23 protein-coding genes and 2 tRNA genes are annotated in these 22029 nt (G+C 71.6%); 5 read left to right on the forward strand and 20 right to left on the reverse strand.

The features are described 5' to 3' along the window. Nucleotides 1-51: 51 nt before the first annotated feature. From rpmF to DEI93_RS09920, 4 genes are all read right to left on the reverse strand, one after another. Nucleotides 52-255 (reverse strand): 50S ribosomal protein L32, encoded by a 204-nt coding sequence (gene rpmF / locus DEI93_RS09905; protein WP_111009303.1) that lies wholly within the window; start codon nucleotides 253-255, stop codon nucleotides 52-54. A gap of 3 nt (nucleotides 256-258) precedes the next feature. After that, nucleotides 259-759, reverse strand: a complete 501-nt coding sequence (locus DEI93_RS09910) for a YceD family protein (RefSeq protein WP_258368494.1) — start codon at nucleotides 757-759, stop codon at nucleotides 259-261. 181 nt (nucleotides 760-940) lie between these two features. Next, nucleotides 941-1423 (reverse strand): pantetheine-phosphate adenylyltransferase, encoded by a 483-nt coding sequence (gene coaD, locus DEI93_RS09915; protein WP_111120176.1) that lies wholly within the window; start codon nucleotides 1421-1423, stop codon nucleotides 941-943. 26 nt (nucleotides 1424-1449) lie between these two features. Next, on the reverse strand, nucleotides 1450-3690 hold the full coding sequence (locus DEI93_RS09920; RefSeq protein WP_111120177.1) for an ATP-dependent DNA helicase RecG: 2241 nt from the start codon (nucleotides 3688-3690) through the stop codon (nucleotides 1450-1452). 84 nt (nucleotides 3691-3774) lie between these two features. On the opposite strand from DEI93_RS09920, the gene rsmD reads away from it, so the two are divergent. Further along, nucleotides 3775-4344: a 16S rRNA (guanine(966)-N(2))-methyltransferase RsmD gene (rsmD, locus tag DEI93_RS09925; RefSeq protein ID WP_111009306.1), complete on the forward strand. Its 570-nt coding sequence runs from the start codon at nucleotides 3775-3777 to the stop codon at nucleotides 4342-4344. A gap of 29 nt (nucleotides 4345-4373) precedes the next feature. Here rsmD and thiL read toward each other — a convergent pair whose 3' ends face one another. Continuing rightward, nucleotides 4374-5372 carry a thiamine-phosphate kinase gene (gene thiL / locus DEI93_RS09930; protein ID WP_111120178.1) on the reverse strand — a complete coding sequence of 333 codons (999 nt, stop codon included), beginning with the start codon at nucleotides 5370-5372 and terminating at the stop codon, nucleotides 4374-4376. Between the two features lie 38 nt (nucleotides 5373-5410). Between thiL and DEI93_RS09935 the strand changes: the two genes are divergently transcribed. Further along, nucleotides 5411-5941, forward strand: coding sequence for a DUF3515 family protein (locus DEI93_RS09935; RefSeq protein ID WP_181435320.1), 531 nt, complete (start codon nucleotides 5411-5413; stop codon nucleotides 5939-5941). 14 nt (nucleotides 5942-5955) lie between these two features. On the opposite strand, the gene DEI93_RS09940 is transcribed toward DEI93_RS09935, so the two are convergent. Genes DEI93_RS09940 through leuC form a run of 6 tightly spaced genes read right to left on the reverse strand, consistent with a single transcriptional unit; the run spans nucleotide 5956 to nucleotide 12467 of the window. Next, entirely contained in the window at nucleotides 5956-7083 is a 1128-nt protein-coding gene (locus DEI93_RS09940) for a D-alanine--D-alanine ligase family protein (RefSeq protein WP_111120179.1), read from the reverse strand. A gap of 4 nt (nucleotides 7084-7087) precedes the next feature. After that, nucleotides 7088-8113, reverse strand: coding sequence for an NAD(P)H-dependent glycerol-3-phosphate dehydrogenase (locus DEI93_RS09945; RefSeq protein WP_111009379.1), 1026 nt, complete (start codon nucleotides 8111-8113; stop codon nucleotides 7088-7090). Nucleotides 8114-8156: 43 nt separating this feature from the next. Then, a complete protein-coding gene (locus tag DEI93_RS09950; RefSeq protein WP_258368495.1) occupies nucleotides 8157-8981 on the reverse strand; it encodes a lysophospholipid acyltransferase family protein in 825 nt (274 codons plus the stop codon). A gap of 7 nt (nucleotides 8982-8988) precedes the next feature. Continuing rightward, entirely contained in the window at nucleotides 8989-10356 is a 1368-nt protein-coding gene (gene murA / locus DEI93_RS09955) for a UDP-N-acetylglucosamine 1-carboxyvinyltransferase (RefSeq protein ID WP_111009310.1), read from the reverse strand. Continuing rightward, nucleotides 10357-10953 carry a 3-isopropylmalate dehydratase small subunit gene (gene leuD, locus DEI93_RS09960; protein ID WP_111027139.1) on the reverse strand — a complete coding sequence of 199 codons (597 nt, stop codon included), beginning with the start codon at nucleotides 10951-10953 and terminating at the stop codon, nucleotides 10357-10359. Next, nucleotides 10953-12467, reverse strand: a complete 1515-nt coding sequence (gene leuC / locus DEI93_RS09965) for a 3-isopropylmalate dehydratase large subunit (RefSeq protein WP_111013705.1) — start codon at nucleotides 12465-12467, stop codon at nucleotides 10953-10955. Before leuC ends, leuD begins: the two co-directional genes overlap by 1 nt. Nucleotides 12468-12782: 315 nt before the next feature. Between leuC and DEI93_RS09970 the strand changes: the two genes are divergently transcribed. Further along, nucleotides 12783-13856, forward strand: a complete 1074-nt coding sequence (locus DEI93_RS09970) for an FUSC family protein (protein WP_111120180.1) — start codon at nucleotides 12783-12785, stop codon at nucleotides 13854-13856. 122 nt (nucleotides 13857-13978) lie between these two features. On the opposite strand, the gene DEI93_RS09975 is transcribed toward DEI93_RS09970, so the two are convergent. From DEI93_RS09975 to DEI93_RS09990, 4 genes are all read right to left on the reverse strand, one after another. Further along, nucleotides 13979-14581, reverse strand: coding sequence for a histidine phosphatase family protein (locus DEI93_RS09975; protein ID WP_111009314.1), 603 nt, complete (start codon nucleotides 14579-14581; stop codon nucleotides 13979-13981). Beyond that, nucleotides 14578-14955 carry a fluoride efflux transporter FluC gene (locus tag DEI93_RS09980; protein WP_111009315.1) on the reverse strand — a complete coding sequence of 126 codons (378 nt, stop codon included), beginning with the start codon at nucleotides 14953-14955 and terminating at the stop codon, nucleotides 14578-14580. The genes DEI93_RS09975 and DEI93_RS09980 overlap by 4 nt, the downstream gene beginning before the upstream one ends. Next, a complete protein-coding gene (locus DEI93_RS09985) occupies nucleotides 14952-15479 on the reverse strand; it encodes a fluoride efflux transporter FluC (RefSeq protein ID WP_111120181.1) in 528 nt (175 codons plus the stop codon). The genes DEI93_RS09980 and DEI93_RS09985 overlap by 4 nt, the downstream gene beginning before the upstream one ends. Before the next feature lie 212 nt (nucleotides 15480-15691). Next, nucleotides 15692-15764 (reverse strand) — tRNA-Glu (locus DEI93_RS09990). A gap of 98 nt (nucleotides 15765-15862) precedes the next feature. Here DEI93_RS09990 and DEI93_RS09995 point away from each other — a divergent pair. Then, nucleotides 15863-16891, forward strand: a complete 1029-nt coding sequence (locus DEI93_RS09995) for a DUF72 domain-containing protein (RefSeq protein ID WP_111120182.1) — start codon at nucleotides 15863-15865, stop codon at nucleotides 16889-16891. A 20-nt stretch (nucleotides 16892-16911) separates the two neighbouring features. Here DEI93_RS09995 and DEI93_RS10000 read toward each other — a convergent pair whose 3' ends face one another. The 4 genes from DEI93_RS10000 to DEI93_RS10015 form a co-directional block, all read right to left on the reverse strand. After that, nucleotides 16912-17160: a hypothetical protein gene (locus DEI93_RS10000; RefSeq protein ID WP_111009318.1), complete on the reverse strand. Its 249-nt coding sequence runs from the start codon at nucleotides 17158-17160 to the stop codon at nucleotides 16912-16914. An 11-nt stretch (nucleotides 17161-17171) separates the two neighbouring features. Further along, nucleotides 17172-18077 carry a carbohydrate ABC transporter permease gene (locus DEI93_RS10005; RefSeq protein WP_111009319.1) on the reverse strand — a complete coding sequence of 302 codons (906 nt, stop codon included), beginning with the start codon at nucleotides 18075-18077 and terminating at the stop codon, nucleotides 17172-17174. Continuing rightward, on the reverse strand, nucleotides 18074-19060 hold the full coding sequence (locus DEI93_RS10010; RefSeq protein ID WP_111013701.1) for a carbohydrate ABC transporter permease: 987 nt from the start codon (nucleotides 19058-19060) through the stop codon (nucleotides 18074-18076). The genes DEI93_RS10005 and DEI93_RS10010 overlap by 4 nt, the downstream gene beginning before the upstream one ends. Nucleotides 19061-19222: 162 nt before the next feature. Then, entirely contained in the window at nucleotides 19223-20518 is a 1296-nt protein-coding gene (locus DEI93_RS10015; RefSeq protein ID WP_258372288.1) for an ABC transporter substrate-binding protein, read from the reverse strand. A 254-nt stretch (nucleotides 20519-20772) separates the two neighbouring features. Here DEI93_RS10015 and DEI93_RS10020 point away from each other — a divergent pair, with 254 nt between their 5' ends. Next, complete coding sequence (locus DEI93_RS10020; protein WP_111120183.1) at nucleotides 20773-21744, forward strand: endo-beta-N-acetylglucosaminidase H; 972 nt, start codon at nucleotides 20773-20775, stop codon at nucleotides 21742-21744. A 168-nt stretch (nucleotides 21745-21912) separates the two neighbouring features. On the opposite strand, the gene DEI93_RS10025 is transcribed toward DEI93_RS10020, so the two are convergent. Next, nucleotides 21913-21984: transfer RNA gene (locus tag DEI93_RS10025), tRNA-Gln, on the reverse strand. Nucleotides 21985-22029 lie beyond the last annotated feature (45 nt).

Genomic DNA, 22029 nt, shown 5'->3' on the forward strand with positions numbered 1-22029 from the left:
GCGGGGGTCGACCCACGGGAACCGGACGCTGCACGCACTGATCCGCCTCGATCAGACGTCGGCGACCTTGCGGCCCTTGTACTCCATGTAGAGCGCGGTGCCGGCGCTGTCCTCGACGACCTTGGCGCGGTGCGGGAGGCTGTAGGTGACCTTGCCGTTCTCGACGGTCTTCACGAGCGCGACGGGCGCCGCCTTCCACTGCGAGCGGCGGGCGTGCGTGTTGGCGCGGGACTTCTTGCGCTTGGGAACGGCCATGGCTTATCTCTCTTCCTTGTCGGCGTCAGGACGAGCGCCGTCGGGGTCGGTGGTGTCGATTCGGAGTGCTGCGAGCGCGGACCAGCGCGGGTCGATGACCTCAGGGGTCACACGCTCGCCGACGTCCGCCAGGCGCTCACCCGTCACCGGGTCCAGTCCTGGGCAGTCCGGTCGGCAGACCGGTCGGAACGGCAGTGCGAGCACCACCGCGTCTCGGATCACCGGTTCACAATCCACGTGATCATCGTGAACCTGGAGATCAGAATCCTCCGAGGCATCATACGCGAACAACTCGGTGAAATCGACCTCGACCGGCTCGGTGATGTCGATCAGACAGCGGCTGCACTCGCCGACGGCCTCGGCGTCGGCATGGCCGGACACCAGGATCCCCTCGTGCAGCCCCTCGAGTCGGACCTCGACGTGGAGCGCCCCACCGACTGGTACGGCGACCTGTCCGGCACCGAACGGTTCCGCGAGCTCGACGTCGATGACGTGCTCGCGCATCTCGCCCGGGCGGTGCATGATGTCACGCACCGGCAGGGTGTACGGGGTGTTCACGAAGCCAGGCACGAGGATCGATCCTACCGCGCATCCCGCCCGAGAGCGAGCGTCAGCATGCGGCGGCGCACCCCGGTGCGGTGCGCGCAGGACGGCGGCACCCGCCACCGACGGTCACCGCTCCGGGTCACTGGGCCAGGGCCTCCACCACGACCCGCGGCACGTAGGGCGAGACGTCCCCACCGAGCGACGCGACCTGCCGGACGAGCGAACTCGACACGTGCGAGCGACCGGGCTCGGGGACGACGAACACGGTCTCGACGCCCGCGAGGTCGCGGTTCACGGCCGCCATCGGTGTCTCGTACGCGACGTCCGCGCTCGACCGCACCCCCTTGACGATCACGCGCGCACCGACCTGCCGGCAGTAGTCCACGAGCAGACCGGAGGACCACGACTCCACCCGGACGCCGTCGTGCAACCCGGCCTCGTCGAGCGCGGCGTCGATGAGCCGGACCCGTTCCGCGGCGTCGAAGAGGCTGCTCGTCTTGTCCGGGTTGTGCACGACGAGGACGTGGACCTCGTCGAAGATCGTGGCGGCACGCTGGATCACGTCGAGGTGCCCGACGGTGACGGGGTCGAACGAGCCGGGGACGACGGCGATCTGGGGCATGGACCGACCCTACCGACGCCGCCGCGTCAGTTCTTGCCGAGGAACGCCGCGTCGGTCTCGTCGAGGCGTCGGTCGAGCGCGGCTCGGAGCACGGCGTGGTGCTCGAGCGTCGGGTCCGCCGTCAACAGCCGCTCAGCCTCACCCCGGGCGTCGACGATGACGTCGGCGTCCCGCACGACCCGCAGGAGCGTGAGCGACGACCGGCCGCCCGACTGTCGCTCACCGAGCACGTCGCCCTCACGTCGGAGTTCGAGGTCGACGCGTGCGAGCTCGAACCCGTCGTCCGAGCCGGCCACCGCGTCCACGCGCTCGCGCGCCGGTGTGCCGTCCTCGGCGCTCGTCACGAGCAGACAGACGCCCGGGTGACCGCCACGCCCGATGCGCCCACGGAGCTGGTGCAGCTGGGACACCCCGAACCGGTCGGCGTCGAGGACCGCCATCATCGAGGCGTTCGGGACGTCGACGCCGACCTCGATCACGGTCGTCGCGACGAGCACGTCGACGTCCCCGGCGGCGAACGCGGTCATGGTGGCGTCCTTGTCCTCGGCGGGCATCCGGCCGTGGAGGACCGCGATCCGCCGGTTCCGCAGCTCCGGCATCGCGCGGATCCGCTCCGCCGTCCCGAGGACGGTGGCAGGGGGACGACGAGTGGGACCCGTTGCGCCCGCGTCGGCCTGGACCGCGTCGTCGCCGGCTTCCTCGCCCTCCTCGACCGAGCCGTCCTCGATGGCCGGGCACACGACGAACGCCTGCCGCCCGGACGCCAGTTCCTCGGCCATCCGGGTCCAGATCCGGTGCTCCCAACCCGGGTGGTCCGCGAGGGCGACGGTGTGGGTCTCGACACCGGCCCGCCCCGAGGGCAGCCCCTGGATCGTCGACACGTCGAGGTCGCCGAAGACCGTCATGGCGACGGTGCGCGGGATCGGGGTCGCGGTGAGGACGAGCACGTGCGGCGGGGTCCTGCCCTTGGTGCGCAGGGCCTCGCGTTGTTCGACGCCGAACCGGTGCTGCTCGTCGACGACGACCAGGCCGAGCTCGGCGAAGTCGACCCGGTCCCCGAGGAGCGCGTGCGTGCCGACGACGAGCCGTGACCCGCCGCTCGCCGCCGCGAGGAGCGCCCGCTGCCGCTCCCGGGAGGACTGGGAACCGGTGACGATCACCGGCCGGAGCTCGGCGGCGAGGTCCGGTCCGAGGAACCGCACGATCGAGCGGAGGTGCTGCGCCGCCAGGACCTCCGTCGGTGCGATGAGCGCCGACTGGCCGCCGGACTCCGCCACCGTGAGCATCGCGCGGATCGCCACGAGGGTCTTGCCGGATCCGACCTCGCCCTGCACGAGCCGGTGCATGGGGTGGTGCTCGGCCAGGTCGGCGGCGATCTCCGCGCCGACGGCCGTCTGGTCGTCCGTCAGCGTGAAGGGGAGGTGCCGGTCGAAGCGCTCGAGCACGCCACCCGGCGCCGCGACCCGCGGCGTCGACGCGGTCGCCCGTGCGGCCAGGCGCCGTCGGACGAGCGCGGTCTGCAGCACGAAGGCCTCGCGGTACCGGAGCGCGTCCTGCGCGGCCTTCCAGTCGGCGGTCCGCTCGGGCCGGTGCAGGAGCTCGAGCGCGCGCCGGTGCCCGAGCAGGCCCAGTCGGGCGCGCACCGACGACGGCACCGGGTCCTCGAGCTCGGGCAACGTGTCGAGCACGACCCCGACGGCCTTGGCGATCTGCCACGACGACAGCGTCGAGGTCGCCGGGTAGATCGGGATCGGCTGTCGCGACCAGCGCATCGCCTGCTCGCCGTCGGCGTCGGCCGTGGCCCGCGGATCGTCGGCGTCGAACAGCTCGTAGTCGGGGTGCGCGAGCTGCCGTGCGCCCCGGTAGTCGGACACCTTGCCCGCGAAGATGCCGCGTGCGCCCGCGACGAGGTCCTTCGCGCGCCAGCCCTGGTTGAAGAACGTGAGTGTGAGGATGCCGTTGCCGTCGCCGATGCGTGCCTCGAGGATGGACCCGCGCCGCTGCCGCATCGTCCGTTCACGGACGTCGACGACCTCGGCCACGATGGTCACGGACTCCCCCACCGCGAGCTCGTCGAGGGCCGTCAGCGCGCCGCGCTCGGCGTACCGCCGCGGGGCGTGCGCGAGCAGGTCGCCCACCGTGCGGACGCCGAACGCCTTCTCGAAGGCCGTCGCGGTGCGGCCGCCGAGCACCCCACTCAACCGTGCGTCGAGCGGGTCCGGGGTGACTGCCGGGGACGACGCGGACGCGGGACTGGCGGTGACCACGTCGCAACGGTAGTCGCTCCCGCCGACATGCACCGGGCCTCCCGGCCGTGCACGACGTCCGCTGGTGCCGATACGGTGTCGTGCGTGACCCGGATCATCGCGGGGGCCGCTGGCTCCACGACGCTGCGCGTGCCGCGGGCCGGCACGCGACCCACGAGCGACCGTGTGCGCGAGGCCCTGTTCTCCTCGCTCGACGCGCGGGGACTCGTCGCCGGCGCGGCGGTGCTCGACCTCTACGCCGGCACGGGCGCTCTGGGCCTCGAGGCGGCGTCGCGCGGCGCGGTCGAGGTCGTGCTCGTCGACCGCGCAGCACCCGCGGCAGCCGCCTGCCGCGAGAACGCCCGGTCGGTCCAGCGGCGGACCGGCGGCGCCACCCACATCGACGTCCACGCACAGTCCGCGCTCGGGTACCTCCGATCCACCGGTCGCCGCTTCGACCTGGTGTTCATCGACCCGCCGTACGAGGTGGACGAGGACGAGATCCAGGCCGTGCTCGCGGCCCTCGTCCCCCGGCTCGGGCCGGAGGCGCTCGTGGTCGTGGAACGCAGCACCAGGTCGCCGCAGCCGACCTGGCCCGACGGGCTCCAGGCCTGGAGCAAGCGCACGTACGGCGACACCGTCGCGTGGGAGGCCGCGCCCGACATCACGGACTGACCCCGGCGCCCACCGCGCTCGTCCTGGCGTCAGCCGACGGCGCCGTCCCAGCCCACGTACGGGTCCCACCCCTGCGTCGACACCGGGACGCCCCCGCGCGTCACGCCCGGCGCACCGGCCGCCGACACGACCGTCCCGATCCGCCGGAACCCGGCCGGGAGGCCCGACCCGCGTGGGAACGTCGCGAACAGTCCGTGGTCCTCACCGCCGTGCAGGGCCGGCCCCTCCGGGACCACCGACGGGTCGAGGTCGATCGTGACACCGCTGGCCCGGGCCACGCGACCGGCATCGATCGCCAGCCCGTCGGACAGGTCGAGCATCGCGGTCGCCCCGGCCTGGGCGGCGAGGACCCCCGCGGCGACCGGCGGACGGGGGCGACGCTGCCGCTCGACGCCCGGGTCCGTCCCCCCGGGCGAGGCCGCCAGGAACGCCGCGGTCCGTTCGGCGTCCGGTTCGCCGCGGTCGTCGACCCCCTCCGCGAACAGCCGCGCGAGTCCCCGGGCCGCGACGCCGAGTTCACCCGCGACCGCGACCTGGTCACCCGCTCGTGCGCCCGACCGGAGCACCGGCGCCCGGCCCTCCAGGTCCCCGAACGCCGTGACCGTCACCGTCGCGGTCGCCGACGTCGACAGGTCGCCGCCGACCACGCCGCAACCGGGGGCGAGGGTGGCGCACGCCGCCGCGAACCCGTCGGCGATGGCCTCGAGCACGCCCACCGGGGTCTGCGGCGGCACGGCCAACGCCACGAGCAACGCGGTCGGGCGCGCCCCCATCGCGGCGACGTCGGACAGGTTCGTCGCGGCCGCCTTCCAACCGACGTCCGTCGGCGAGGACCACGCCCACCGGAAGTCCGGGCCGTGCACCATCATGTCCGTCGTCACGACGAAGCGTCCGTCCGGCGCGGTGACGACCGCGCAGTCGTCGCCCGGGCCGAGCAGGGCGGATGCGGCGGACGGGAGCCGACGGGTGATCCGAGCGAGCACGCCGAGTTCGCCGACGCTGCCCACCGTGTCGTCGCTGTCGTGCACTCTCCGACCGTACCGCCCGCTCGGGTAGCCTGATGGCGATGCACTCCTCGCGCCGACTCCCCCGGGCACTCGGGGCGATCGCCCTGGCGGTCGGCCTCGTCGCGGCCCTCGAGGGCTGTGCTGACGCCGTCGCGCTGACACCGGCGCCGGCGGCGAACTCCGTGGCCTGCGCCGCGGTCCAGGTGCGCCTGCCGACCACCGTCGAGTCGAAGCTCGCGATCCGAGCCACGAACGCGCAGTCCACGGCCGTCTGGGGCACCCCGGCAGCCGTGGTCCTGCACTGCGGCGTGCCCGTGCCGACCGTGTCCGACCTGCCGTGCTTCACCCTCGGATCGGTCGACTGGATCCGGGACGCCCGGAAGGACTCCATCGTCTACACGACGTTCGGACGCTCGCCCGCCGTGCAGGTCGCGCTCGATCCGACGGCGGCGACGAGCGACGTGCTGCAGGACATCGGGGATGCCGTGTCGACCCTGCCGAAGGACGGCCACGCGTGCCTCGACCCCTCGGACGTGGCAACGCCCTCCGCGCCCGCCACGCCGTCGGCGAGCGCCACCCCGGCGGGCTGACCCGCCACGACCGGTCAGCGGACGGCGACCGCCCCGAGCTCGACGAGTTCGCGGACGAGGTCCGGGTAGGGCAGCCCGGACGCGGCCCAGCATCGGGGGTACATCGAGAACGGGGTGAACCCGGGCATGGTGTTGACCTCGTTGACGACGAACCCGTCGTCCGTGAGGAAGCAGTCGACCCGTGCGAGGCCCGAACCGGCGATCGCCTCGAAGGCGCGGGCGGCGATGGAACGGACCTCGTCGGTCTCGTCCTGGGACAGCGGGGCGGGACACCGGAGCTGCTCGTCGCCGCCGAGGTACTTCGCCTCGAAGTCGTAGAACCCCGCTTCGTCGACGACGATCTCGCCCGGGAGGCTCGTGCGCGGGGTGCCATCGCGACCCTCGAGCACCGCGACCTCGATCTCGCGCCCGACGATGCGTGGCTCGACGATGACCTTGCTGTCGTGCTCGAACGCGGTCGCGAACGCCGCCGGGAGCTGCCCCGGCTCGTCGACCCGCGAGACCCCCATGCTCGACCCGGCACGCGCGGGCTTCACGAACAGCGGCCACCCGTGCGCGGCCGCTCGCTCGAGGACGTCGGCCTCGTCGGCGTCCCATTCACGGCGGAGGACCGTCGTCCAGGGCGCCACCCGGAGACCGGCGTGCTCGAGCACGACCTTCGACAGGTGCTTGTCCATGCCGACCGCGCTCGCGAGGACGCCGTCGCCCACGTAGGGCAGCCCCACCAACTCGAGGAGGCCCTGGACCGTGCCGTCCTCGCCGAACGGGCCGTGGAGGATCGGGAACACGACGTCGACGTCGCCGAGCGCGGTGATGGATCCGTCGGCCTGCACCACCGCGAGGGCGCGGGAGTCGACCGAGTCCGGCCAGCGCACGCGGGTGCCGTTGTCCGGGACCGAGGGGAGGTCGGAGCCGCGCAGGGCCCAAGCGCCCGGGTCGTCCGACTGCAACGTGAACGCGCCCGCACGGGTGATGCCGACCGGCACGACGTCGAACAGCGAGCGGTCCATCGCGGCCATGATCCCGCCCGCGGTCACGCAGCTGATCGCGTGCTCGCTCGAGCGGCCGCCGAACAGGACCACGACACGGGTCCGAGCCCCGGCTCCGGCCGGCCGGGCGTCGATGGCGGTCGTCTGCGTCATGGGATCACTCGCCCTGGGGTTCGTCGGTCTCGGTCAGGTGCGGCGCGATGTTCCGCGGGTCGAGCCTACCGGCGAGCACCTCGCCCACCTGGCTGACGATGGGCATGTCGACGCCGTGGTCGGCGGCGAGCGCCAGGATCGGAGCGACCGACGCCAGACCCTCGGCGGTCTGGTTCATCTGCCGGACGACCTCGTCGTATCGGTAGCCCTGGCCGAGCAGTCGGCCCGCGGTGTTGTTCCGCGACAGGGGTGACTGGCACGTCGCGATGAGGTCGCCGAGCCCGGCGAGACCGGCGAGCGTCTCGGGGCGCGCACCGTTGGCGACCGCGAACCCGGTCATCTCCGCGAGGCCGCGGGTGATGATCGACGCCTTCGTGTTCTCGCCGTAGCCGACACCGTCGACGATGCCGATGGCCACCGCGATGAGGTTCTTGAGCACGCCGCCGAACTCGGTGCCGATGACGTCGGTGTTGATGAACGACCGGAAGTACGGGTTCGTGGCGGTCGCCGCGACGGCGGTCGCGGTGTCGGTGCTCGTCGACGACACGACGGCCGCCGTCGGCTGTCGTCGTGCGATCTCGAGTGCGAGGTTCGGGCCGGACGCCACCGCGATCCGATCCGGATCGATGTCGAGGCCCTGCTGGAGGACCTCGCTCATCCGGAGGCCCGTGCCCTTCTCGACGCCCTTCATGAGGCTCACGACGGGCGCCTCGACGGGCAGCAGTGTCCGGACCGCCTCGAGGTTCGCGCGCAGGCTCTGACTGGGCACCGACACGTAGACCTGCTCGGCGCCGTCGAGCACGCGGTCGAGGTGGTCCGAGGCGGTCAGCGTGCGCGGGAGGTTGATGCCGGGCAGGTAGTCGGAGTTCCGCTTCGTCTCGGTGATCTCGCGCGCGACCTCGGGTCGACGCGCCCAGAGCACGACGTCGGCCCCGCCCTCCGCGAGCACCTTGGCGAACGTGGTGCCCCAGCTCCCCGCGCCCAGCACGGCGACCCGTCGCGACTCGGCGCGACGGAGGACGACGTTGATGGCGGCGGTGTCGACCGCGCCGCGGCCTGGATGGTCGGGCGCGTCAGGCAAAGCGGCCGGTCTCCTTCTGGTTGTTCGCTGCCGGGTCCCACCGCTCGGCGGGTGCACGCTCGCCGCGCAGCTCCTCGACGAGCGCGGTGATCGCCTGCATGAGCTCGGCGGTCGCCTGCTGCAACAGGTGCTGGTCGAGCGGACGTCCCCGGTACGCGGAGAGGTCGAGCGGCTCGCCGATCGCGACGTCCACGCGCGACGGCGGGAAGAGCCGGAGCGTGCGCCCGTACCGCGGCATGATGCGCTGGGTGCCCCAGTGCGCCATGGGGATGAGCGGGACGTCGTTCTCGAGCGCGAGTCGGACCGCGCCGGTCTTCCCGCGCATGGGCCAGAGGTCCGGGTCGCGCGTGAGCGTGCCCTCGGGGTAGACGATGAGACCGCCGCCGCCCGCCACGAGGGCACGACCACCGGTGAGCGGGTCGCTGCCGCGGGTCCGCCCGGAGCGCTCGACGGGGACGTTGCCCATGCCGCGCATGAAATACCCGAGCACCGGGACCCGGAACAGCGAGGCCTTCGCGAGGTACTGCGGGAGTCGACGGTGCAGCCACACGACCGTGCCGACGACGAGCGGGTCGATGTTCGTGTAGTGGTTCGGCGCGACGATGAACGGGCCCTCGGCCGGCAGCCGCGTGCTCCCGTGCCACCGGAACCGCGCAGCGACCCGGATCATCGGGATGACGATCGACGCGACGACCCGGAACGCACCGTTCAGGTCGCCCCGGTGGAACCGCCGTCCCGGGGTGGGCAGGCCGGCGGTGACGACCTCGCGCCCGCCGCCCTGCTGCCCGCTCGTCGACCCCGTGCCGTTGTCCGGCACCGCGCCCTCACCCGGCAAAGTCGAAGTCCGCGCCGAGCTTGCGGAGCTTCGGGATGAAGTGCTCGTACCCACGGCTGATGATGCCGACGTTCGTGATGTGCGACTCACCGCTGGCGGTGAGCGCGGCGATGAGGTGGCTGAACCCGCCCCGGAGGTCGGGCACGCGCACGTTCGCGCCGTGCAGCGGCGTGGGTCCGGTGATCACCGCGGCCTGCTCGAAGGGACGACGAGCGACTCGACGGTCGTGGCCGGGCAGTCCCTCTTTGTGCACGACGATGTCCGCACCCATCTCGTTGAGCGCGTCCGTGAACCCGAACCGGTTCTCGTACACGGTCTCGTGCACCACGCTGCGGCCCTCGGCCTGCGTCAGTGCCACGACGAGCGGCTGCTGCCAGTCCGTCATGAACCCGGGGTGGACGTCGGTCTCGATGACGACGGGCTTGAGCACCTCGACCTCGCGGTAGAAGCGGATGCCGTCCTCCTGGATGTCGAACCCGCCGCCCACCTTGCGGAAGACGTTGAGGAAGGTCATGAGGTCCTGCTGCTTGGCACCCTCGACGAAGATGTCACCGTTCGTGGCGAGTGCGGCGGCGGCCCAGCTGGCGGCCTCGTTGCGGTCGTTGATCGCCCGGTGCGTGTACCCGCGCAGCTTCTCGACGCCCTCGATGAAGATCGTCCGGTTCGGCTCGACGGAGACGACGGCGCCCATCTTCTGCAGGATCGCGATGAGGTCCATGATCTCGGGCTCGATCGCGGCGTTCCGCAGCTCGGTGACACCCTCGGCCAGCACGGCGCTGAGGAGCACCTGCTCGGTCGCGCCGACGCTCGGGTACGGCAGTTCGATGTTCGCGCCCTTGAGACCGTTCGGTGCCTCGAGGTGGATGCCGGCGACCTGCTTGTCCACGACGGCGCCCATCGCGCGGAGCGCGTCGAGGTGGAAGTCGATCGGGCGGTCGCCGATGCGGCAACCGCCGAGGTCGGGGATGAACGCCTCGCCGAGCTTGTGGAGCAGCGGACCGCAGAACAGGATCGGGATGCGGCTCGACCCGGCGTGGGCGTCGATCTCGGCGAAGTGCGCGCTCTCGACGTTCGAGGGGTCGAGGATGAGCTCGCCACGGGCAGGATCGCTGATCCGGACGCCGTGCACCTCGAGCAGGCCCCGGACGACCTTGACGTCGCTGATGTCCGGCACGTCGCGGAGGATCGAGGGTGTGTCGCCCAGCAGCGCGGCCACCATCGCCTTGGTCGCGAGGTTCTTCGCGCCGCGGACCTCGATGCGTCCCACGAGCGGCTTGCCGCCGCGGATGACGATCTCGTCCGACTTGAGACCGACGCGAGCGCCTGCAGCCGCTGCGTCCTGTACGAGAGAGTTCACTTACTTCACCGGCAATGTCTCGGGCCGCCACGAGGCGCGGCGGGATTCGAACTCCGTGATCGACGGTTCGTCGCGGAGGGTGAGCCCGATGTCGTCGAGCCCTTCCATCAACCGCCATCGAGTGTATGCGTCGATCTCGAACGGGACGTCCACATCACCCACCGACACGCGCTGCGCGACGAGGTCGACCGTCGCCTCGACTCCGGGCGCGGCATCGATCGCCGCCCAGATCCGCTCGACGTCGGACTCGGTGACCACGGCGGTCAGCAGCCCCTGTTTGCCGGCGTTGCCGCGGAAGATGTCCGCGAACCGCGGCGAGACGACCACCCGGAACCCGAAGTCCCGGAGCGCCCACACCGCGTGCTCCCGGCTCGACCCCGTGCCGAAGTCCGGACCGGCGACGAGCACGGACGCACCCTGGTACTCGGGACGGTTGATGACGAACTCGGGATCCTGCCGCCAGGCGGCGAACAGGGCGTCCTCGAAGCCCGTCTTCGTCACCCGCTTGAGGTAGACGGCCGGGATGATCTGGTCGGTGTCGACGTTCGCCCGACGCAGCGGTGCCGCCACGCCGGTCACGACCGAGAGCTTGTCCATCAGTGTTCCTCCTCGGGCTGCGCGACGCCGGCCTCGGCGTCGGCGACGGTCGTGCGGCCAGCGGCGACACCGACCGGCGTGACCTCGTCCACGGCACGCCGCGCGTCGTCCTCCTCGAGGTCCCACGGGCTCGACAGCGTGCCCCGGACGGCGGTGGCCGCGGCGACGAGCGGTGACACGAGGTGTGTCCGGCCGCCCTTGCCCTGGCGCCCCTCGAAGTTGCGGTTCGACGTGGACGCACATCGCTCGCCGGGGGCGAGCTGGTCGGGGTTCATGCCGAGACACATGGAGCAGCCGGCGAACCGCCACTCCGCGCCGAAGTCGAGGAACACCTGGTCGAGGCCCTCGGCCTCGGCCTCGAGGCGGACCCGCGCGGACCCCGGCACCACCATGACCCGGACGCCCTCGGCCTTGGTCCGACCGCGGACGATCGAGGCGAACGCGCGGAGGTCCTCGATGCGCGAGTTCGTGCAGGAGCCCATGAACACCGCGTCGACGGGGATCGCCTTCATCGGGGTGCCGGGGGTGAGGTCCATGTACTCGAGCGCCCGTTCGGCGCCTGCACGGGCGTTGGCGTCGGCGAAGTCGGCCGGCGAGGGCACGGTCGCCGACAGCGAGACGCCCTGACCGGGGTTCGTCCCCCACGTCACGAACGGCTCGAGCTCGTCGGCGTCGATGAACACCTCGGCGTCGAACACGGCGTCGTCGTCCGTCGCCAGCGTGTCCCAGTAGGCGACGGCGTCGTCCCAGTCCTGCCCGCTCGGGGCGTGCGCCCGTCCGCGGAGGTAGTCGTAGGTCGTCTGGTCGGGTGCGACCATCCCGGCGCGTGCACCGGCTTCGATCGACATGTTGCAGATCGTCATCCGGCCTTCCATCGAGAGCGCCCGGATCGCGCTGCCGCGGTACTCGAGGACGTAGCCCTGACCACCGCCGGTGCCGATCTGCGCGATCACGGCGAGGATGACGTCCTTCGCCGTGACACCGGGGCGCAGCGTCCCCTCGACGGTGATCGCCATGGTCTTGAAGGGCTTGAGCGGCAGCGTCTGGGTGGCGAGGACGTGCTCGACCTCGCTCGTGCCGATCCCGAACGCCATGGCCCCGAAGGCGCCGTGGGTCGAGGTGTGCGAGTCGCCGCACACGACGGTGATGCCGGGCATGGTGAGGCCGAGCTGCGGTCCGACGACGTGCACGATCCCCTGCTCGGCGTCCCCGAGCGGGTGCAGCCGGACACCGAACTCCGCGCAGTTGCGCCGCAGGGTCTCGATCTGCGTCCGGCTCGTCGGGTCGGCGATCGGACGGTCGATCGCGAGCGTCGGCGTGTTGTGGTCCTCGGTGGCGATGGTGAGGTCGGGGCGGCGGACGGGCCTCCCGGCTTGGCGGAGGCCGTCGAACGCCTGCGGACTCGTGACCTCGTGCACGAGGTGGAGGTCGATGTAGAGGAGGTCGGGGGTGCCGTCCTCGCCCTTGACCACGACGTGGTCGTCCCACACCTTCTCGGCGAGCGTCCTGCCCATGACCTCGTGCCTCCCATGCGTGTGGTCGCCTGTCCTGTCGGACGGCGACCGGGTCGTCCGCGCACCCCGAGCGAGGTGCGCGTCCCGCGTGTCGCGGGCCCGGCGGGCGCCGGGTCCAGCGAGTCTACGCTCGCGTCCGGGCCCTCCGAGGCCCGTGGATGCCCGCAACCACGGGCCTCGAACGTCCATTCCCGGTCCGATCCGCATGCTGGCGCGGAGTGGTATACCAGCAGGACGACACCTGTCGTTCTTCTCCGTCTCGCGCGTCGTCCGGCCGTCCTCCCCCAGCACGCCCGGTGGGATGATGGACAGGACATGACGACGACCGAACGACCGCCCCACTCCGCCCGCACGATCAACATCGAGGGAGCGGCACGGGCCGCCGTGGCCGGCGGGGTCCCGCTCGCCGTGCTCATCGGTTCCGGTCTGTCGGGCTACGCCGCCTTCGCGCTCTTCGCCGGGTTCGCCGCGATCCCGGGCGCGCGGGAGCCCTACGGACGACGCGTCGTCACCGTCACCACCGCGGGCCTGCTGCAGGCCGCGTGCATGCTCGCCGGCGTCGCGATGAGCATGACCGGGGCGCCGCTCTGGGCCGACGCGGTCGGACTCGCGGTCGTCCTCGTGGTGGCCGTCGGCACGCTCTCGGTCCTCCAGGCGATCCCCGCGCAGCCCATCTTCCCCGTGTTCGCGTTCGTCGTCTGCTCGCTCGTACCGGTGACCCCGGCCCAGCTGCCGGGCGTGGTCGGGATCGTCCTCGGCGCCGTGGCGTTCGCCTGGGTGGTGTCGATGGGCGGGTTCCTCGCCCGGGCCGTGTGGGGCGAGTCGATGCGCCACCTGTTCCGACCCTTCGTCGAGCCACGACGCCGGTCCTTCGCCGTGCTGCGGAATCCCGCCCTGTGGGAGACCGTCGGCCTCAACCTGGTCGGCGCGCTCGTCGCCGGCGCGGTCGGCGAGGCAACGGGGCTGGGACACCCGTACTGGGCGGTGGTGGCGGTCGTGTCGACGCTCCCCGCGCTCCGGCAGCGGCACACGATCCAGCGCGCTGTGCAGCGGGTGGTCGGCACCATCGGCGGCACCGTGGTCGCCGTCGGCGTCCTGCTCCTGCACCCGACGGACTGGTGGATCGTCCTCATCGCGGTGCTCGGCCAGTTCTGGGCCGAGATCTTCGTCGCGCGGAACTACGCGGTCTGCCTGCTGTTCCTCACGCCGCTCGCCCTCGCCGTCTCGTGGCTCAGCCTCCCCGAGGCACCCGAGCGTCTCGCGGTCGAGCGGATCGTGCAGACCGCGCTCGGGGCGGCCGTGAGCGTCCTCCTGCTCCTGGCCGGGCGCGCCGTCGAGCGTCGCCGTGGCCGGCCCCTCGGTGCGACGAGCGCGATCCGCACCGTCTGACGGCCGGGAGCCGTCCGACGGCTGGGAGGGCCGGGGAACGACAGCGCGGCACTCCCGGCACCGGGGCCGACGGTTCGACGGCCGGGAGGGACGGTCCGCTCCGTCCCTCCCGGCCGTCGGGCCTATCCCGGCTGGACGTTCCAGTGGTCGATCACCGGGCGGCCGTGTTCGTAGCCGAGCACGCTGACCGAGGCGGTCGAGAGCGCGAGGACTGCGCCGTCCTGCGGCGCGAGTCGGATCCAGGCCGCACCGATCGCGCGGAGCACGTGCCCGTGCGCGACGAAGATCGCGTCCTGCCCCTCGGCGAGCACCGGTCGCGCCCGGTCGAGCACCCGTTCGGCCCGGACCCGGACCTCGGCGGCGTTCTCACCAGGGGTGTCGCCGGCGGGGACGCCGTCGGTCCAGAGGTCCCAGGGCCCGTGCCGCTGCACCTTGATCTGCGGCGTGGTCAGTCCCTCGTACGCGCCGTAGTCCCACTCGAACAGGTCCTCGTCCGGCTCGGCGTCGACGCCGACGAGCCGCGCGGTCTCGCGCGCTCGCTCGAGCGGGCTCGACAGCGCGAGGGCGAAGTCGCGATCGGCGAGGAACCGCCCCGCGCGCTTCGCCTGTTCGATGCCGTTCTCCGTCAGGGGGATGTCCGTCCTACCGGTGTGCTGGCCGCTCTTCGACCACGCGGTCTCTCCGTGGCGGACGAGGACGAGTTCACCGGGGCGTTCCGAGGTCATGTGTTCCTTCCGAGGAGGAGGCCGAGCGCTGCGGCGCCGACCGAGACGACGAGCATGCCGATCCCGTTCAGCAGCGCGAGCCACGGATGACCGGCACGCACGAGCTGGACCGTCTCGACACTCGCCGTCGAGAACGTCGTGTACCCGCCCATCATGCCCGTCCCGAGCGTCGCGACGACCAGGCTCGGGAGCAGCCCGGCCGTTCCGAGTCCGGTGACGTACCCGAGGACGAGCGATCCGCTCACGTTGATGACGATCGTCCCGAGGGGAAGTGAGCGCGGCCAATGCGCTCTGACGGCGCCGTCGAGGACGAAGCGGAGCACGGCGCCGACGCCACCGCCGGCCGCGACGAGCACGAGTTCGACCGTGCTCACCGACGTGCTCCCCTGGCGTCGGGGCGCGTCACCGCCGCGACCACCAGACCCACGACGACCGCGACGAGCCCCGCGACGACCGAGAGGAGGCCGTACCCCACCGCGGTGCCCGCGTGGCCGGTCCGGAGCAGCGTGGCCGCGTCGACCGCGAGCGTGCTGTAGGTCGTGAAGCCCCCGAGCACGCCCGTCCCGAACAGGAGCCGTAGGGATCGGCGGCGCCCCTCGTCGGAACCGCGGCGCGTCAACGCCTCGAGCAGGAGCCCGAGGCAGAACGCGCCGAGGACGTTGATGCCGAGGACCGGCCACGAGGCGGGACCGGACGGCAGGGCCGAGGTGATCAGCGCTCGCGCAGCCGTCCCGACCGCTCCGCCGAGCGCCACGAGGCCGATGGACGGCCAGCGGAGATGCGGCGGACGGGTCGGCGCACCGCTCGCGGTGTCGTCGACCTCGACGTCAGGGTCGGACGGCAGGCTGCCACCGCTCGACGCGGGGGCGGCGCTCGGTCCGCCGGACGCGTTGGTCATGGTGCTCCCATCTGCTGGGCGCGTCGAGGACGCGCGATCGGAGACAGGGACCGTCGTCGCTCGACCGGCCGGTCGGCGAGGTTCGGGTCCGGCAGGCCCCACTGCCGGGTCGGAGACCCCTGGAGCGTACCAAGCCGGAACGACGGAATCCCCCGCCCGCGGGCGAGGGATTCCATGCGGCTGCCGTGCTGGTTCTGCAGTCACTGTGCGCGTGACCCCAGCGGGATTCGAACCCGCGTTACCGCCGTGAGAGGGCGGCGTACTAGGCCACTATACGATGGGGCCGTTCCGGCAACCAGAAGAGTATGACACAGGTCCGGGTCACGACGCAAAACGAGCGGCCGTCGGTGTGTCGGCCCGGCGCCGGGGCATACCGTGGGGCGATGCCCGACCCCGACGACCGCGCCGAGTCCATCGAGGGCGAAGGGCGCATCGGGGGCGCCGCCATCATCGGGGGCACCGACCGTCGCGCGCTCGCCCGGTCCGCCGGCGCCCCTCCGACGGGCGCCGTCGCCCGCGTCGGGCTCTCCGGGTGGCAGTACGACGGCTGGCGGGGCGACTTCTACCCGCAGCGCCTCGCCAAGCGCCGCTGGCTCGAGTACGTCGGCGATCGGTTCCCGACCGTGGAGCTCAACGGCTCGTTCTACTCGCTGCAGCGCCCCGAGCGGTACCAGGCGTGGCGGCACGCCGTCCCCGACGGCTTCGTCTTCGCCGTGAAGGGCGGGCGCTACCTCACCCACATGCTGCACCTGCGGAACGTGCACACGGCGCTCGCGAACTTCATGGCGTCGGGCGTCCTCGAGCTCGAGGACCGGCTCGGGCCCATCCTCTGGCAGCTCCCCGCGGCCTTCGCCCCCACCCCCGACGTCCTCGACGCATTCCTCGACCAGCTGCCCACGACCTTCGACGCCGCACGGGCGCTCGCCGACGACCACGACGCGAAGGTGCGCGCGTCGGACAGCGTGCTCGGTTCCGACGGCGACGGTGACGGTCGATCCGGGGACGGCACGCCGGGCGAGCGGGTCATCCGTCACGCGCTCGAGGTCCGCGCCCCCGCCGCCGTGACGCCGGACCACCTCGCGGTGCTCCGCCGGCACCGGGTGGCGTTGGTGGACAGCGACGCCGGTACGGCCTGGCCCCGCTTCGACGAGCCGACGACCGACTTCGCGTACCTGCGCCTGCACGGCAGTCCAGAGGTCTACCACAGCGGCTACGACGAGCACGCGACCGGGCAGTGGGCGCACCGGGTCGAGGAACACCTCCTCGCCGGGCGGGACACGTTCGTCTACTTCGACAACGACGCCGAGCGCCACGCACCCTGGGACGCGTTGGCGCTCGACGCGGCGCTCGCTGCGCGGGGTGCGGTCAGCCGGGAGGCACCGCACCGGCCCGGCGGCACCCTCGGGTCCTGACCGCGCGCGGTCGCGATCCGTCAGCCGCTCCCGCCGACGTCATGGGAGGCCTCCCGTCCGTCGTGCCCGCCGGTCCGGCGGACGAGCGCCGCGCGCCGATGCAGCAGAGCCGCGACGAGCGCGACGACGACGAGCAACGCGAGCGCCCATCCGAGCGCGGACCGCCCGGTGAGCTCGCATGTGATCGTCACGACGAGGAGGACCGCGCCGAAGAACCCACTGAACCCGATCAACGTGTCGGTCGTGTCCGTGGGCCGCGGCGGCCGCATGCGCGCCACGATCAGCCCTTGACGCCACCGGCCGTCAGACCGGCGACGATCCGACGCTGGAAGACGAGCACGAGGATCACGAGCGGGATCGTGACGATCGTGCCCGCGGCCATGACCGCCGTGTACGGCTCCTGGTGGGGCTGGCTGCCGGCGAAGCTCGCGATCGCCACCGTCACCGGCTGTGTCCGGTCGCTCGAGAGCTGACTCGAGATGAGGTACTCGTTCCACGACGAGATGAACGCCAGGATCGCCGTCGTGAAGACCGCGGGAGCGGCGAGCGGCAGGATGACCCGTCGGAACGCCTGGATCCGCGTGCAGCCGTCGATCCGCGCAGCCTCCTCGAGGTCCCACGGCATCTCGCGGAAGAACGAGGTGAGCGTGTAGACCGTCAGCGGCAGCACGAACGAGATGCTCGGCAGGATCAGGGCCTGGTAGGTGCCCATCCAACCGAGGTCCGTGAACAGCTGGAACAGGGGCGAGATGAGCGCCACGCCGGGGAACATGGACGCGGCCAGGATCGCGCCGGCGATCACCGACTTGCCGCGGAACTCGAGTCGGGCCAACGCGTAGCCGGCACTCGTCCCGACGAGCAACGCGATCACCGTCACGGTCCCACCGATGACGAGGCTGTTGCCGAGGGCGCGTCCCAGGTGGTTGCCGAGTCCGGTGGAGAACGCCGTCCGGTAGTTCTCCAGCGTCACGTGGGTGGGCCACGGCGTCGCGTCGAACGTGAAGCCGACGTCGCGGAACGACGTGACGACCATCCAGTAGAAGGGCAGGAGGCACCAGATGACGATCACGGCGGCGCTGATGCCCGTCCGGATCGCAGGACCTCGGTGCCGCTCGACCCGGATGGTCGAGGTGGTCGTGTCGCGATCGCGGACGGCGGCGCGGGCCCGTGGCGCTGCGATGGTCATCGGAGTTCACCCTTCTGCTGCGCGGCCTGCGTCTGCACGACGTTCGCACCGAGGAAGCGGACGAACAGGAACGCCACGGCGAAGATCACGAGGAACGTGATCGTCGACAGGGCCGACGCGGAGTTGAACCCCTGTCGGATCTGCTCGACGACGAGGATCGAGAGCGTCGTGGTGGCGTTCCCCGATCCCCCGCCGCCGCCCGTGAGGATCGCCGGGAGGTCGTACAGGCGCAGCGCGTCGAGCACCCGGAACAGCACGGCCACCATGAGGGCCGGGCGGACGAGGGGCAGCGTGATGTGGAGGAACCGCTGGACCGTCGTGGCACCGTCCACCTTGCCGGCCTCGTAGACCTCCTCGGGGATGAGCTGCAGGCCCGCGAGGATGAGCAGCGCCATGAACGGGGTCGTCTTCCACGTGTCGGCGATGACGATCGCGAACCGCGACGACCACTCCCCGCTCGTCCAAAGCACGTGGGTCCCGAGTACCTGGTTGAGAACGCCGTTGACGTCGAAGATGAAGTACCAGAGCTTGGCCGTCACGGCGGTCGGGATCGCCCACGGAACGAGCACCGCGGCCCGGACCAGCGCCCGCCCGGTGAACGGTCGGTTCATGATGATCGCCATCCACACCCCGATCACGGTCTCGAATACGACCGTCACCGCGGTGAAGAAGAACGTGTTGCCGAACGACGTCCAGAACGTCGCGCCGAGGCTGCCGGGCGGACACGCGACCGCGCTCCCACCGGTGCCGCACCGCTGTCCGAGCCAGTGCACGTAGTTGGCGACACCGGCGAAGCCGCCGCTGACGAACATCCCGGTCGCCTTGTCCAGGCCGGCGTCGTTCTGGAACGACTGCACGATCGCGCTCACCACCGGGTACCCGATGACGATCGCGAGCAGGAGCAGGGTCGGGCCGATGAGCCAGACGGCCCACCGGCCGTGCGCGGCGTTGAGACCGCTCCGTCCCCGACGTCGTGGTTCCATGCCCGACGGGGCCGGGATCGCGGCCGGGATCTCTGTTGCTGCTGACACGATGGCCTCCTCGCCTGGTGTCGCTTCGTACCGGTCTCCGGACGGAACGCACGGGAGGCGCGGCGCGGCTCCGTCACCGCGCCTCCCGTCCGTCGGTCGGGAGGACCTGGAGGGTCAGTTCGAGTTCGACGCCGACTTGACCGCGGCCTGCATGTCCTTGAGTGCCTGCTGCACCGACTTCGAGCCCTTGAGCGCGGCGTACGCGTTGTCCTGGATCGCCTTCGTGACCGCGGGGTAGTACGGCGTCACCGGACGGGGTTCGGCGCTCTTGATCGAGGTGAGCAGCGTGGGCAGGTACGGCAGCTTCGACGTCAGGGCCGGATCCGTGTAGAGGCTCCCGACGACGGGCGCGAGGGACCCCTGCGTCGCGAAGAACTTCTGGGTCTCGTTCGACTCGAGGAACTCGAGGAAGTCATGCGCGGTCGCCTTGTGCTTCGAGTACACGCTGATCGCGGCGTTGTGACCACCGAGCGTCGACGATCCGATGCCGTCCGCGCCCGGGATCGGCGCGATCCCGAACGTGTCCTTGACCGTCGACGAACCATCGGTCTTCGCGAGGTTGTACACGTACGGCCAGTTGCGCAGGAACAGCAGCTTGCCGGACTCGAACGCCTGGCGTCCCTGTTCCTCCTGGTACGTGATCGCCTCGGCGGGGATGTCGCCGTCCTTGAACGCGGTGACGAGGTTCTGCAGGCCTGCCCGGGCCTTCGCGGTGTCGAGCGTCGGTGTCGAACCGTCCTTCGCGAGCACCGATCCACCGGCACCGTTGATCGCCTCGGAGGTGTTCACCGTGAGACCCTCGTACTTGGCGAACTGACCCGCGTAGCACCCGATCCCGGCCCGCTCGGCGATCGAGCAGTCCTGCATCATGGCCGACCACGTCGTCGGCGGCGTCGTCACGAGGTCCTTGCGGTAGTACAGGAGCGCGCCGTCCGATGTCTGCGGTGCGGCGTACAGCGTGTTGTTGTACGTCGCCGTCTTCACCGTCGGTGCGAGCAGCTTCGAGGTGTCGATCCGCATCTTCCCCGTGAGCGGCGTCAGCCAGCCCTTCGCCGCGAACTCGGCCGTCCACACGACGTCGACGTCGACGACGTCGTACCCCGAGTCCTTCGCCTGGAAGTGCTGCACCAGGTCGTCGTGCTGCTGGTCGGCCTGGTCGGACTGCTCCTTGAACGTCACCTTCTCGTCCGGGTGCGCGGCATTCCACTTGGCGATGAGCGGGCGGACGACGTTCGAGTTGTCCTTGCCCTGCACGTACGTGATCGGCCCGCGGCTGGTCTGGCCCGAGGCCGCGTCGCCGCCACCCGAACTCGAGCCGGAACCGCCGCTCGAACACCCGGCCAACGTCAGTCCGATCACCGCGACGCCGGCCGCACAGACGATGCGCAGCTTCCCTCGTGTCCTGTCCACTGTCGTCTCCTCGTTGAGATCGCAGGCGACACGCCTGAGCAGGCCTCATTGCCCGCTGGTTCGGGACGGTACCCCCGGAAGGGGGAGGCGCGCACCCGCTCGGGGCGTCGCGACACCACATCGTTATCAACCCGCTGGACGCCGGCCCGACTCCGAGGACGAGGCTGGTGCGGGGTTGACTGAAGCGCTTCAGTCATCCACGCTCGGTCCACGGCGAAGAACACCGCCACCCACCCCACTCGACGAGGAGTGCCATGCGCAGGACCACCACCACCACCGGGACCCGCGGGACCGTCACCCCCAGGAGCACCAGGCGATGGTGCATCGGGGCCGCGGCCGCCATCACGCTTGCGGCCGTGCCGCTCGCACCGTCCGCTGCGGACGCGGCGACGGCAGGCCGTCCGGACCACGGACATCAGCAGCACCACGCCGTCAAGCACGGCCCGACCAGCGTCGCGTACGTCGAGGTCAACAACGACCAGCTCGCGAACGTCGGCCGCTACACGCTCGCCGACGGGGCGAACGCGTTCGACATCGGGATCATCTTCGCCGCGAACATCGACGACGACGGCACGAAGGCGCAGCTGTCGCTCAACGCCAACGTGCAGGCGACGCTCGACCAGGCCGCCACGCAGATCCGGCCCCTGCAGGCGAAGGGGATCAAGGTCGAGCTGTCCATCCTCGGCAACCACGAGGGCGCCGGCATCGCGAACTTCTCCACACCCGCCGCCGCCGCGGACTTCGCACGGCAGGTCCGCGACGTCGTCACGAAGTACCGGCTCGACGGCATCGACCTCGACGACGAGTACTCGGACTACGGCGTGAACGGCACGCCGCAGCCCAACGCGCAGTCGATCGGCTGGCTCATCTCGGCGCTCCGGGCGGACCTGCCGCACAAGCTGCTCTCGTTCTACGACATCGGCCCGGCATCGACCAGCCTCGACGCTTCGAGCCCGCGCATCGGCTCGAAGCTCGACTACGCCTGGAACCCCTACTACGGCACCTACAGCGCCCCGGCGACACCCGGCCTGCCGAAGTCGCGGCTCTCCCCCGCCGCCGTCGACATCCAGAGCACCCCGATCGCGACCGCGCAGGCGCTCGCACGACGGACCGAGGCTGAGCACTACGGCGTGTTCATGACGTACGACCTGCCCGACGGTGACGACAGCGCGTACGTGTCAGCACTCACGCAGAGCCTCTACGGACAGGGTGCGACGTACCGCTGACCGGAACGGCCGAGCGCGACGCCCGGCGCGGGAGGGACGGTGGCGGCACCGTCCCTCCCGCTCGCCCCAGGAGATCGTGCCGTCGACGGGCCGGCACGCCCGCCGGGCGCTCGCGACTGTTCCCCGGAAAAGCAGCAGGCCCCCGATCGCTCGGGGGCCTGCTCGCTGCTGGGGTACCTGGACTCGAACCAAGAACAACTGAACCAGAATCAGCCGTGTTGCCAATTACACCATACCCCACTGGTCACGAGGCAGCCTCGGACCCTGGTTCCGTGGTGTCCGGAA

The organism is Curtobacterium sp. MCBD17_035, from assembly GCF_003234815.2.
Classification (GTDB): Bacteria; Actinomycetota; Actinomycetes; order Actinomycetales; family Microbacteriaceae; genus Curtobacterium.